The organism is Flammeovirga sp. OC4 (assembly GCF_000812565.1).
Lineage (GTDB): Bacteria > Bacteroidota > Bacteroidia > Cytophagales > Flammeovirgaceae > Flammeovirga.
This window is the reverse complement of record NZ_JTAM01000027.1, coordinates 40,206-54,570: the sequence shown is the minus strand read 5'-3', so window position 1 is coordinate 54,570 and position 14,365 is coordinate 40,206. Positions and strand designations below refer to the sequence as shown.

General features: G+C 34.2%; 9 protein-coding genes. 5 read left to right on the top strand and 4 right to left on the bottom strand.

Annotated features, from left to right (window positions below):
- The first annotated feature begins 21 nt into the window (after positions 1–21).
- The gene (locus tag PL77_RS15980) at positions 22–855 is read left to right on the top strand and encodes a PASTA domain-containing protein (protein WP_044207373.1); all 834 of its coding nucleotides are present in this window, start codon (positions 22–24) and stop codon (positions 853–855) included.
- Positions 856–2,165: 1,310 nt separating this feature from the next.
- The gene (locus PL77_RS15975; protein WP_052444479.1) at positions 2,166–3,461 is read left to right on the top strand and encodes a porin; all 1,296 of its coding nucleotides are present in this window, start codon (positions 2,166–2,168) and stop codon (positions 3,459–3,461) included.
- 97 nt (positions 3,462–3,558) lie between these two features.
- Here the strand turns inward: PL77_RS15975 and PL77_RS15970 are convergent, their stop codons facing one another.
- From PL77_RS15970 to PL77_RS15960, 3 genes are all read right to left on the bottom strand, one after another.
- On the bottom strand, positions 3,559–4,140 hold the full coding sequence (locus tag PL77_RS15970) for a hypothetical protein (protein ID WP_044207371.1): 582 nt from the start codon (positions 4,138–4,140) through the stop codon (positions 3,559–3,561).
- Positions 4,141–4,361: 221 nt separating this feature from the next.
- Positions 4,362–7,937, bottom strand: coding sequence for a M1 family aminopeptidase (locus PL77_RS15965; RefSeq protein ID WP_044207369.1), 3,576 nt, complete (start codon positions 7,935–7,937; stop codon positions 4,362–4,364).
- A gap of 13 nt (positions 7,938–7,950) precedes the next feature.
- Positions 7,951–8,835 carry an ABC transporter ATP-binding protein gene (locus tag PL77_RS15960; RefSeq protein ID WP_044207367.1) on the bottom strand — a complete coding sequence of 295 codons (885 nt, stop codon included), beginning with the start codon at positions 8,833–8,835 and terminating at the stop codon, positions 7,951–7,953.
- A 315-nt stretch (positions 8,836–9,150) separates the two neighbouring features.
- On the opposite strand from PL77_RS15960, the gene PL77_RS15955 reads away from it, so the two are divergent.
- Both PL77_RS15955 and PL77_RS15950 read left to right on the top strand, forming a co-directional pair.
- Positions 9,151–10,110, top strand: coding sequence for an aldo/keto reductase (locus PL77_RS15955; RefSeq protein ID WP_044207365.1), 960 nt, complete (start codon positions 9,151–9,153; stop codon positions 10,108–10,110).
- 292 nt (positions 10,111–10,402) lie between these two features.
- Entirely contained in the window at positions 10,403–11,455 is a 1,053-nt protein-coding gene (locus tag PL77_RS15950) for an aspartyl protease family protein (RefSeq protein ID WP_172665876.1), read from the top strand.
- Positions 11,456–11,523: 68 nt separating this feature from the next.
- Here the strand turns inward: PL77_RS15950 and PL77_RS15945 are convergent, their stop codons facing one another.
- A complete protein-coding gene (locus PL77_RS15945; RefSeq protein WP_044207462.1) occupies positions 11,524–12,867 on the bottom strand; it encodes a DEAD/DEAH box helicase in 1,344 nt (447 codons plus the stop codon).
- 219 nt (positions 12,868–13,086) lie between these two features.
- Between PL77_RS15945 and PL77_RS15940 the strand changes: the two genes are divergently transcribed.
- Positions 13,087–14,364 (top strand): DUF255 domain-containing protein, encoded by a 1,278-nt coding sequence (locus PL77_RS15940; RefSeq protein WP_044207361.1) that lies wholly within the window; start codon positions 13,087–13,089, stop codon positions 14,362–14,364.
- The last annotated feature ends 1 nt before the right edge of the window (position 14,365 follow it).

Here is a 14,365-nt window from a genome sequence, read left to right as displayed (position 1 = left end):
TCAATCATAGCTAAATTAATTATGGATCAAGACAAACTGAAAAAGTTAATTTTTGGAGATACTCCTTCTGCATTATTGATTAATGTGGTATTAATGGTCGCAGCCGCCTTTTTGTTGGCGATCATGTTTTTTTATTTATATCTCCCAACATCAACAAAGCATGGGCAAACTGTAACTGTTCCCGATATTGATAGTTTATCGATTGATGATGCCACCAAGAGATTAGAATCGGCAGGGTTGCGTTTTGAAGTTTTTGATTCTGCAGCTGTCAATTATAATCCTGACTTACCTTACCTTACAGTGTTGTCACAAACACCTTTGGCTGGTGAGAAAGTAAAAGACAATAGAAAGATTTACTTGACTGTAAACCCTTCTAAGCCTGCTGCAATTAAGTTGCCTGATTTGATTGATGGCTCATTGAAAAATGCAGTAGTGAGAATTAAAAACTTAGGTTTGAAAATAGGTTCAATTAATAGAAAGCCAGATCAATTTGTGAACAACGTCTTAGAAGTGAAATATAAAGGTAAATCTATTTCAAAAGAGGAGTTGATTCGAGGTTTTAAAGTATTGAAAGGTACTGAGGTTGATTTAGTAGTAGGTGACGGTATGGGGAATCCACTGACACAGGTTCCTAACCTCATCGGTATGACTGAGGGAGATGCTGAATTCACTTTGTATGGTTTAGGCTTAGGTGTGGGAAAAGTGAAGTATGTACAATATGACACTATTCCAGGTGTTGTAGTAAGACAGTCACCTATTCCAAATATGAATGAGGAAACAGGACGATATCCTAAAATGAGACTTGGAAGAACTGTTAACCTTTGGGTTTCTGAATTCTCAGGAAATAAGAAATAATAAGTACCTGTTCAAAATTATCTATAGCTTAAATGCATTTGAATTAAACTCAGGTTTCGTTAAAATTTTTCGTCTTAGCTATGGCTAGGACTGTAAATTTTGCCTTACCTTAGATCAATTCATTCTACATTTATAAACTATATTTAATTATGATCAGCTACTTAGTTTTTGCTAGTTATATAAAAGCATTTGAAGCCGCCCGTTTTGGGTGGCTTTTTTTGTGTCTAAAATTAGAGATTAACGACGTTTTTATCATTTACTTCACTGTAAACAAAGTTATCATCAACTTCTATTCGAGCTTTCTATGAATATTTATGGGATTTACTTTCAAACTTCCTTCTTCTTCGTTTTTGTCTTGAAACAAAAACGAAGCAAAAAATTCAAGGCTTAGAAGTCAAAAGCTAAATTCCATTTCTCTCGCCTATTGAAAGGATAACTCGATCAAAACTTCATCGTTTTGAGATGCTCAAACAGCAAAATCATTCTTAACGGCTCAATACATGAAATTCTTCACGCTTTTCCCTTCAAGGCCGAGGGAAGAAGTAGCAAATGAATTGGGTAGAAAGTCCATTGGCGCGAATGTTAAGCGATAGCGTCATTCGTGTCCTAAAGATCATTAGAAATCTCCTGATTTCAAAATACCGTAAATATTCGAAAACTTAGTTAACAATGTATTTGCAAAGTAGTGAAGCATTCATCGTATAGTGACTTCTTAGTGGTGTATCATTCTATTTCAAAGAAGGTTGTATAAAGGTACGTTTACCTACCTGTTTTGAGCTATCAATTGTCAATTGATGGGAACCTCATGTGTAATGATTTGTAAATGAATTATTTAGTTTGTTTCTGAGTTTTAAAGATTGTCGTTAGGACATTAAATTTCATTATGTTACTTAAATGTTAATAATGTATTAAGTAAATATATTTTGTAATAATAAATTAATATGAATCAGTTTTCAATCTCTTGTTTTAACTTTGTTAATATATGATTAACATTAGTGTATTTAAAATGTATGTATAGTGAATTGTAAATAACTTTAAAGTTAAAATTGAAGTATTGAGGTTTTTCTATTTAAATGTTGTTAATACATTTTTTACTGATATTTAGCTTGTTGAGATTTTATGATTATTGATTTTGTGCATTTTATTATTCTTTAAATCTAATACACAGCAACATTAAGTACATAAATATTCATTTTTATTTCCTTAAAATGTATTCAATGTTAACTCAATATTAATTATTGATTTTTAGTGGGGATGTAAAATATTTCGGTTTAACATTGCAACCGCAAACACATTATCGAAATATATTAATGGAACAGTTACTTACAATTTCATGGAAAAGATTCACGATGTCTTTTCTTTTTATAGTTACAACAGCCTCTTTATCATTTGCACAAGACTCATTTAGAAATGAGGAAGTAAAAATTGATTCTTTATTCAACCCTGACCAAGACGGTGAAGGACTTATTCAACAGTCTTTACCCAAAGATTGGACAGACAGAATAAAAGTAAGTGGTTATATCCAAGCGAGATATAACGGACTTTTTGAGACAAACCCTGATTTGTCAGTACCTCAGATGGATAAAAACTGGGGAGCAGACAAGGGAATATCTCTAAGACGAGTACGTTTGAAAGTAAGCGGTTGGTTATTGGACAACGTTTATGTTTATATGCAAGCGGACTTTGCAGGTGCTCCAACACTCCGTGATGCCTACATGGACTTATATTTTGACCACCATAAATCGACATGGCTTAGAGTAGGACAAAGTAAAGTGCCTTTTGGATATGAGAATATGCAATCGTCACAGTTTCGTATTCCTTTAGACCGTTCAGACCCTATCAACTCCGCTTTACCCAATGAGCGTGATTTAATGGCCGTTTTATATCATACTCCACAAAAAGTGAGAAAGATTTATGAATACATGAAGGACAAAAACCTAAAGCATAGTGGTAACTATGGTACTTTTGCATTAGGTGTATTCAACGGTCAAGGAATTAATACTCCTGATAAAAACGATAATTTACATGCGGTGGGTAGAGTGTCTTGGCCTTTCCAATTTGCTAATAATCAAATTATGGAGCTTTCTGTGCACGGGTATGCTGGTAAATATGTTTTACCAACCACTTCTCAAGGTTTGCAAGCAGAGATTGATAACAATGGAGAAAAAGAAATTATATATGCAGCAGGTCATAATTTTAACGATAGAAGAGTAGGAGGTACTTTCGTTTGGTACCCACAGCCTATCGGTTTTCAAGCAGAATACAACTACGGTATTGGACCGGAGTATGACCCGGAAGCGAATTTAGTGAAAGAACAAAACTTACATGGTGGTTATGCCATGCTTTATGGTAAGTTTAATTACAAGCATCACACATTTTTCCCATTCACAAGATATATTACTTACCATGGTGGAAAGAAGTTTGAGTTAGATGCTCGTAGTTATAGAGTAAACGATTTAGAAATTGGTATAGAGTGGCAACCTAATAGAGCGTTTGAATTTGTAGCAATGTATGTAATTGCCGATAGAACGTATGTTGACTCTCAAAATCCTGTAAATGACCAAGCAGGTAATCTTTTAAGATTACAGATGCAAGTCAATTTCTAGGCAACAGTTTTTCAATTAGTAGAAACTATATAAAATACAAACGTCATTTTGGGTATTACCCAAAATGACGTTTGTGTTTATAGGATGAGAAGGTTTATTAAAATCTTTTTCCTATAGCAAACCCAAAAGTAATAGCGTCATAAACTTTATCTTCTCCTCTAAATTTTATTTCATAACTCAGCATAGGTGTGACATCCCATCCGCCTTTTCCTACAATAGGAAATTCTCTCTCAATAGACATTTTGAGCACTCCAAAATTTTTATTTTTTTCCATCTCTATTCCAGGACCAATACCAAAAACCCAAAGATGCGCAAACTCTACAAACCCCATTAATGCTCCAATGTATACATACTCTCTTTCAAGTTCATCGCCTTCCCTTGTCTCAATGACATAATTTTGAAGCTCCAAATCATTGGATAATCCAATCGCAAAACGATGTGAGAACCAATATTCATATTCAAAACCAATGGTGGGAATTATTAATGTTTTAGCACTATTATTATCGTTAAATCCCTTAGGAACATAACTATGTCCCCAAAGCAAGGCTATTCTGTGATGTTTAAGTTCACCGTGTGCTTCCTCTCTTTTATGGACTTTTTTATCTGTCGAAGAGTTTTCCTGAGCAAAAGAAAGAGAAGTAATAAAGAGAAATAGTAGACATAGGGTTAGGTACTTCATTTGAATAGAGAACTTTATAATGAAACTTCTGTCATAGGACGTTTCAAATTAAAGAAAACAAACACTTTTCAACCTATTTTGAATTGCTCATTTTGCCTTAATCCAAATAGTTCTTCTCTTAGTACTAGAACTAAAGTTTTGGATGGTAGTAAAAGAAAAAGGATAGAAATTTGAAGTGTTTCGCAACACAAACATTTCTATCCCTTTCATTTTCCTAAATTCTAGAATTTTTTGCTATTATCATTAATTACCCTTTCCACATATAACCTTTTAGGGTCGATGGCCGCTTTTACAGGCTTTTCGGGTAATTTTAATTGAATGGTTTGAGATTCATTTTGAAGAAAAACCTTTTCCGTATAAAAGAGCTCTTTCTCATCTTGGTCTTTATAAAAACCAATTTCCACCCAATCCTTTATTGGGACATTGATTTCATTACCTATTGAATCAGATTTGATTTTTTTAGCTTCTACTTGTAATGAAACTTCATATGTTGAAGCATTAATTTCACTTAGTGAAGCTTCCTTGATTCTGTAATCATATAACGTAATATCTTCAAACCAGTCTCCGATAAGGTACTGTAATGAATCCGGAATTTTAGGTTGAAGATGCCTCAAAAAGTCATTGGAAGTAGGGTATGGAGGAGCCTTGTACCTGTATTCAGCAAGGAAGCTTTTTAAAGCTGCATTGACACTGTCTTCTCCAATAAAATCTTGAAGAGCGTACATAATCACACTTCCCTTTCCATAATGAAGGTAACTTTGATTTTCAACTTCTTTTAGTGGTAATTCCTTTTCTCTTTCAAAACTTCTTCCTTTTAAATAGCGGTCATAATCATATTTCAAGAAGTTTTTCATTTTGATATCATCATTATTCGAAGATTTTTTCATGACCATCAGAGAAGAATATTCCGCTAAACTCTCAGTCATTAATGTACTACCTTGCACATTGGCACTTACTTCTTGATGAGCCCACCATTGATGTGCCATTTCGTGTGCAATAACCGCATCAACTACATTATTCTTTTCCTCATTTTCCAAGTCTACAATAAAACCAAAAGCCTCTGAATAAGGCATAGTTCCAGGGAATGCCTGTGCAAAGGTTGCATACCTTGGGAATTCGATGATACGTGCTTGTTTCAAATAATAAGGACCGAAATTTTCCGTATAATATTTTAAAGAATTTTCTATAGCAAGGAGCATTTTATCAACGTTTACGCCATGCTTTTGATCATAATATACCTCCATGCTCACACCCTTCCAATTTCTCTTTGCCACTTCAAATCTTCCTGAATTAAAGGAAACAAAATTGAGTGCCTTGTGATCCATTTTATAGGTGTAAAAATTTCGATTATTTTTTGTCCATTGTTTTACCAAATTACCAGGAGCAATCGCCATTTGATCTGCAGATGTTGAGATGGTTGTCTCAAAATTCACCCAATCAGATTGGCCTCTAGAAAGATAGTTATGATTACAGGCTTTACTACAATGCTCTGTGAGTAATGGCATACGGTTCCTTGGCGGAAGGTTATGTTCCTTTCTTTTGAAACGATCACTTAATTCAACAGAAGAATTGTATCCGAAGAAAGGTAAGAAAACAAGGTTATTGAAGAATGTACCATTTTCTAAGATCATGATATCTTCTCCGCTGTTCTTAAACCCTTTTGTGATATAATTGGCATGAATAACAATTTCCAATGAATCTTTGTGTTGTAATGGTTTTTGTAGTACAAACTGTTTAACACTTAACTCTTTGTCATCAAGAATTTCTATCGCATTTTGAATTTCAAACTGTATTTCCCACTCATTATTGTATGAGTACATCAAGGTATCAATACTTTCTTTGTTTTCATTGACTACTTTTAGGTTTGAAACCGTATAAATATTTCTTTCTTCAGGATATATATTTACGTTGTATTCAATGTCTACAATTTTAGGAGCAGCCATGTCTTCGTACTGCTTGTATTTCTGTTCGTATTGTACTTGAAGTAGTTCGGTTTCCTCCTCTGTTTTATAAGTATTCATCATTTGAGTATTGTAGAAGATGAAGCTTCCGATGCTCACCCAAACAATAAACAGCGTTCCAACAGCTCCGATAAAATTAGCATCTGTTTTTTGAGGAATACTCTTGATTCTAGTCAGCAAACTATGTGTGGTACCTCTACTAGAAAGTAATCCTCCTATTAGTAGCATAATGATACCAAAGAGAATCCAATATGCATTAAACCAAATAGCCGAAATCACTGAAGGACCATACCCACTAATATCAGAGAATTTAATTTTTGGAGCACTTGCAATATCAAGCATTCTTGAAGAAATGTCCAAAGCATTTAACATTAGTTCTATAGCGAAAAGCATCACAATAGAAACTCCAAATCCAATAAACTTATGATCGACTAAAATATGGACAAGCATCAATACGGCTGTCCATGTAGCAATCATCGGCATGATGTTCAGGACATACGCTAGGCAGTAAATGTCTATATCAATGGCAGTAAATCCAGACCCTAGCTGATAAAGTATACCCACTATGGATAGGAAAGCATAAATGATAAAAATACTTGTGTTGATCGCAAAATACTTGGCAAACAAAGAAATATAAGGGCTATGCGGACTGGCATCAATCACTTCATTGAGATGATGGTCTCTGTCTTCCCAAAGAAGATCTCCAGCATAATAGACCATTATAATCAATAAGAAAATCATTGTACTATTTTGAATATCCTCCACGACCATATACGTTACCGGATACGATTGAAGCCCCATATATTCGTAGCCCTCTTTCAAGATAGCAGCTAACTGTACAAAACTAAATAGCAATAAGATCTTGAATGTATTACTATTGACAATATTTTTCAGATGGATCTTTGTAAAACTATAGCATTGAGCAAAGTCGGTAAACTGCGAAAAATGACTATAAGCCATAGGTTTTTGGAAAATGATATTTTCCTTTTTAACCGCCTTTTCTTTTTTCTTTTTGAATTTGCTACCTCTTTTCTCAAAAGAGAAAAACCCATAAAAGATTTTTAAAAGCACAAAACTGATAATGATCCATAAGATTCTATTGTAGACAATAAAACTATTGAAACTTGGTGTCAGTGTATTTTTCTCTTGAGGTGTGAAATATTTACTATCCAACCCAAAGGCTGATAAACCAAAGGGGTCTACCATTGCACTTAAAACTTCGTTTTCTAAGTCTGAACTTAAGGATAAAGCAATACTGTAGCCTATAAATAGGAGCATAGTGCCTGCAAAAGAGACAGCCGTAGATCTTGAAATAGAGGCAATAGAAAAGATGATTACACCAGAAATAAAAATATTTGGTATGATCACTAAAAAATAATTAGCAAAGAAACCTGCAAAAGAGATAGGTCCCATTTTTTCTGGATCGACCCAACCCATGGCTGGAGCGATAAAAGTGGCAAGAATAAAACCAATGTATATTCCTAAAAACGGTAAAATTGCTAATGTAAACGCACCCCAAAATCGACCTAAGAAGTAATCTTTTTTCTTGATGGGTGTTGTAAACAGAATATCATCAAAATTATTGTTGAAATCTCTTAACGCCGCATTATTAAAAAATGCAGTAGCAATAAAAAGACCTAATAATGAGAATATTAAGCCCATATGCATAATCACATGCGGACTGTTTCGATGTATATTACCAATGGTACCGCCAATGACAATACTGTCACTCGATACGGCTGCAAAAACTAGTATTCCTAATAAAAGAGAAAAAACGTAGATCATGGGCTGTTGAAGTGCCGACCTAACTTCTCTACCATAAAATTCTTTAAACATGTTGATAGTGGGTTTAGTCTGCAATAATTGAAGCGGATGTTTTAGCAAAGAAAACATCTTCTAAATCAGGTTTTACTTGAATAAAACCCTCTTCAGGTTGTTCATGATGAAGCACATGGATTACAGACTTACCAGAGTTCATTTTATTAGAGATAACCTTATGCTGTGCTTGGTATGTTTCTATAGTGTTACGTTCCACTGTTTTTTCCCAAACCAAACCATCTAACTCACTCAATACATTTTGTGGAGAACCTTTGTACATGATTTCACCTTCATTCATGATGGCCATATCAGAGCAAAGTTCTTTTACATCATCTACAATATGAGTAGAAAGAATGACGATAACGCTTTCGGCTACATCGGCTAATAAATTATGAAATCGATTTCTTTCCCCAGGATCAAGTCCAGCAGTAGGTTCATCTACAATGATCAGTTTAGGATCACCAATTAAAGCTTGAGCAATACCAATTCGTTGTTTCATACCTCCCGAGAAGCTTTTTACAGCCTTTTTTCTTTTTTCGTAGAGGTTGACTTTTTGTAGTAGGTAACCGACTAATTCTTTTCTTTCTTTAGCTTTTGAAATTCCTTTAAGTACAGCAATATGGTTGAGTAGTTCTTCGGCTGATATTTTAGGATAAACCCCAAATTCCTGAGGTAGATACCCCAAAACTCTTCTTAAGGATTCAGGTTCGTTGAGTGCATCAATGCCGTTGAGCGTAATACTCCCTTGATCAGGTACTTGCAACGTGGCAATTGTTCTCATCAAAGATGATTTTCCTGCACCGTTTGGACCTAATAACCCAAACATGCCGCTTTCTATTTCTAGACTGATGTTATTAAGAGCTTTTACGCCATTATCGTAGGTTTTTGTAAGATTTAATATGCTTAGTCTAGCCATTCTTTTGAGTTGGATTAGATGAAAAAAAGATTAAATAATGAGTATTTGTTGATTATTATTCGAAAGTAAAAGATGATGAATATAATTTGACACTTGAGAGATTTAAAAATGCTCCTTGTTAGTTTAGACCTTTTAGTTTTTGTGAAGAATAATGTTAGTAACAGATACTCAGTACTCAAAGCTAAGAAGTTTTTCTTGAATAGTTACTTTTCCATTCTGAATTTTTATTGAGATAAAATAAAAACAGTCCTTTTTTATCAACTTAATCAGTCGTATATTAATAATGCAAAAACTATTAGGAAAACTATATTACACATGAGCAAAACCTTTAAATTAAATAATGGAAAAGAAATTCCTGCTATCGGATTGGGAACATGGAAGTCTGAGCCAGGAGAAGTATTTAAAGCTGTAAAAAAAGCAATTGAAATAGGGTATAAACACATTGATTGTGCAGCAATTTATGGTAATGAACCTGAAGTAGGAGATGCCATAAAAGAATGTATTGACGAAGGTATTGTAAAACGTGAAGACCTTTTTATTACCTCAAAATTATGGAATGACGCTCATTTAAAAGAAGATGTGCCCAAAGCCATAAACAAGACATTACAGGATCTGAAATTAGATTATTTAGACCTTTACTTAATTCATTGGCCTATCGCTTATAAGCCAGGGGTTCAATTCACCCAAAAAAGAGAAGAGTTTCTTACGGCAGGAGAAGCACCGATTCTTGAAACTTGGAAAGCAATGGAAGCATTGGTCGCTGATGGAAAGACACATTCCATCGGGGTATCCAACTTTAGTATTGAAAATCTAGAAACAATACTTACCAATGCTACAATAGCTCCTGTCATTAATCAAATTGAGATGCACCCTCTCAATCAGCAAAGGAAAATGATGGAATATGCTGATGCACACGATATCATTCTAACGGCTTATTCACCTTTAGGAACAAGAGATAGTTTGTCGTTTGAAGACGGAGCCAATCCGCCTATCTTATTAGAAAATGACCTACTAAAAGAAATAGGAGATAAGCACGATGCAAGCCCCGCTCAAGTAATGCTAGCGTGGGCCAACCGTAGGGAAACTGTAGCGATTCCAAAATCAGTACATGAAGATAGATTACGTCAGAATTTAGCTTCAACAGAAATCAAATTAACACCTTGGGATTTAAGAGAAATTGCTGATCTCAATGAAAAGTACAGATTTGTAGATGGTTCTATATTTACTTCAGGTGGAAGTCCTTATACTTTAGAATTTCTTTGGGGAAAAGGGTAATGCCATCTAATTAAAATAATAAAGAGAGTGATGAGAGAAGTAGTAGTTTACTTTTTTTATCACTCTTTTTTTGATGAAATTGAATGCTTCACTTCTTTCTACAACCTAATCTTTACGTTTGGTGTCATGTTTAATAGTTGAAAACAAACTATTAACTATGTTATACTTTAAGAAAATTCTATTCTTCTGTCTATTGCTATCCCTTTGTGCTTGTAATCGAAAATTGATGTCGGTGATTAACTCTGGTCATACCACAGAAAACTTTCGAACAGTTATTCCTTTTGAAACTAAAATGGGAATCATCATAATTCAAGCAAAAATTAAAGGTAAACCTTACCAATTTATTTTTGATACTGGAGCTCCAGCTTGTATTGTTTCTTCAGAAATAATGAAATCTTTAGATGCTAAAACGATTACCACGAGTAAGATTTATGATGTAAACAATAGCTATAGAGAACAGGAATTTACAAAAGTGAATGATATTGAAATTGGTGATGCAGTGTTCTCAGATGTGGGGGCAATGGTAATGGACCTAAATACTATATCTACAATCAAATGTCTTGATGCGGATGGGTTGTTGGGAAGTAACTTATTTCGACATGCTACTTGGTATATTGATTATGAGAAAAAAGAAATTGTAGTCGCTAACGATTTAGCAAGCTTAGAAAAGTCGTTGGAAGGTTTTCATTCTATTAAGTTTTTTGAAGGCTTCGGTGGAGTCCCTTCTATCTTCACTTATTTGAATGGGCATAAAATATTGAATACAACAATCGATTTTGGTTTTGGAGGAACAATATGTTTAGCAGAGGACAAAATGAAAAAAATGAGTGATACGCCTGTAAAAAAAGGGTATGGTACTACAAGTGCAGGTCTTTATGGATATGGGAAGCCTAAGGTAACTTACCAAGCAGCCGTAGACCGATTTTCTTTAGGAGAAGGAATTGATTTTATACATGAAAATGTAGTTTTTGAAGGTAAAAGAAGCAATCTAGTGGGGAATGGTATCTTCAAGCATTACCATGTTATTTTGGACTGGGAAAAAAGAGAGGTTTACTTGAAGAAGAATAACCTTACAGAAAAGTCTAAAAAGGATTTTGGGTATTCCTTGGGGTATGATCATGAAAAAAGTGTTTATATCAATAATATTTATGAAGAATCAGAAGCCTCAAAAAAAGGTCTACAATTGAATGATAAGGTGATTTCTATCAACGGAGTTAATTTAGAGCAAATTACTGAAGAGGAGTGGTGCGGCTTTCGTTTGATAAATGATAAAAGTAATTCAAAAGTCTTGATGATTGAAAGGGAAGGTAAGCGGCAACAAGTAACTTTAGGTTCAAGTAGCTAAAAATGAAAAGGGTGAGAGGAAATTGCAATTATTCCTCTCACCCTTTATGCTGCTGTTTGTTTTAGCATTTATTTTTTTCTGAACTTTTTTTTCAACCTTCCTCTGTTGACAGGTTTGGTTTTCTTTGGTCCTCGGTGTACCTTTTTCGTTTGGTTGGCAGGGTTGTTAATTCCTACTTTTTCATGGAATGCACCACCTCCACTAGCTTCGTTGGTTTTCTTTGTAACGAAGTAATTTTTAGTAGAAAGCTTAGGTTTTTCCTCTTCTGTAAAAATATCCGATACTTTTACCTCCTCAGGCATAGGTTCCAATGGAATTTGCTTTTTCATCAATTCCTCAATCATCATTTGGTATTCCTGTTCTACCTCATTGATGAATGTTATGGCCAATCCCTTTTCGTCTGCTCTACCTGTTCTACCAATTCTATGGATATATTCCTCTGGAATTTCAGGAGTATCAAAGTTGATAATATGTGTAATGCCTTTTATGTCAAGTCCCCTTGCAATGATGTCTGTAGCGACAAGAATTTTAAGCTTTCCTGCATCAAATTCATCTACCATTCTGAAACGGTAGTTTTGTGATTTATTGGAGTGAATGACCCCTACTTTTTCAGGAAATAGCTTTTCGATCATCTCATAAAGGCGATCTGCTAATTTTTTATTTCTAACGAAGACCAATACCTTTTCCATTTCAGGTTCATTGGCAAAAAGATATTCCAATAGGTTGACCTTCGTGAAAAAATTGGGCACATGATAAGCACGTTGTGTTACCTTGTCAGCAGGAGTACCCGTTTTTGCAATCTCTACTTTGGTAGGTTTTCTAAAGAAAGTCTTAATGATCTCTTCTACATCATCAGTGATAGTGGCTGAAAGCATGATGTTTTGACGACGAGGTGGTAGCAAATCCATCAAACGAGTCAGCTGAGGTCTAAAACCAAGGTCAAGCATTTCGTCTACTTCGTCAATGACAAATTTTTGAATTGCTTTTAATTTCAAAACACCAGACAACGCTAAATCATATACTCTACCCGGAGTACCTACTAGGATATCGACACCTTCGTTGACATATTGTTTTTGAGTATTGATATTGGCACCGCCATACACCCCTAAGATTCTCAAGGATTGATATTTAGAAAGTGCCTTAGCCTCTTCAACTACTTGAGCTACAAGTTCTCTAGTAGGCACAATAATGAGTACTCTAGGCTCATATTGCTTGGAGAAATTTAAATTTTGAAGAATAGGAAGAAGATAGGCCATCGTTTTACCTGTACCTGTTTGGGCAATACCAATCATATCTTTTCCTGCTCCGATGACCGGAAAGGCCTGTTCCTGAATAGGAGTTACATTGATAAATTCTAAATCATTAATTGCATTTAGAATAAATTTATTCAGCTTTAATTCGTCAAATGTCACTTTCTCAAAATTTATGTTTCCACAAAGGTACATTCCTTGGGGAAAAAAGTGTGAAAATAAAGAAGAATTATAACACACATTGACACGCATGCTCTAAAAATGTATCTTGTGTTTACATTTAATAACGGATTATCAGTGATTTCAGATTGATTTTATTTATTTCTCACAACATGTAATTTGTGTATTGCGTTTTTTCTAATCTATTAATAATGAGATGAAATGGATAGATTAGTCAAGATAGAACCAATTGATAATCAACGTAGAGTTTATATATCGGAAATCTCAAGCAAACCATTACCAATGATCAAGCTACAATTATTATTATTGATAGGGGGCTTTTTAGTGTATCCCCTAACTGCTCAGCAGGTTGATTTTTTTGAAGGCAAATGGGAAGAAGTACTTAAGGAAGCAAAAAAGAAAGACTTACAGGTGTATGTTGGAGTCAATACGCCTTATTGCGAATCTTGTAAAGAAATGGATCGTCATGTTTATAGTGACAAAGAAGTTGCACGCTTTTATAATGAGCAGTTTGTGAATTATAAAGTGGATATTCAATCGGAAATTGGACGTTTTATTAGCTCCAATTATAATATTCGATCGTTTCCAGCACATTTATATTTTTCATCCGCTGGAAAAATTCTTCATCAAGCGAAAGGGAAATTACCTCCTAAGGTTTTTTTAGAGAAAGGCGAAGAAGCACTATCTCCTAGTTTTCAACTTTATACCCTAAAGAAAAAAGTTGAACAAGGAGAAGAGTTAACTTTCAATGAATACTTAAATTATACCTTAGCTTCTTACGACGTAGGTGTGATGGATCATGCTACAAATGATAAATTATTTACATTATTAAAGCCAGAAGATTTAAAGGATAAAAAAGTACAATCTGCAGTGAGTCAGATATTGTATAACTCTGATGTAAACTCTGAGGCATTCTGCTTTTTTGTGAAATACAAACCACTATTTGCGGATATTTTTTCTCCTCAAAAAATGAATAAAATTTATAGAGGGTTAGCAAAGAATACACTTTCGTCTTCTATGGAAGTCAAGGATGTACATTCTTTTGAGGAAAAAATGACTCAATTAAAAGAAGTGCTTCCCAATACAATAGCACTCCGTATGGCTTTTAGTTATGAACCTCGTTTTTTTCTTTCTATGGGTTATGATGAAAAAGCATTTGAATCCATTCAAAACAATTTCCGCTACATACAGTCTAAACCTAATGCATCGGAGTTAAAAAAGTGCAACGATTGGGCTTGGTATTATTATCAGCATTCAGATAATGTGGAACACCTACAAGAAGCATTGAAATGGGTGACATTTAGTATATCAAAGAAAAACTCTTATAACTACTTAGACACTCAAGCACATTTGTATTATAAATTAGGAAGGTATCAAGACTCTGAAAATGTAGCACGAATTGTGCAAAAGCATTATCAAGAAACAGGAAAAGACACAAAAGCAATAGCACAGCTATTAAGTAATATAAAAGTACACTGAT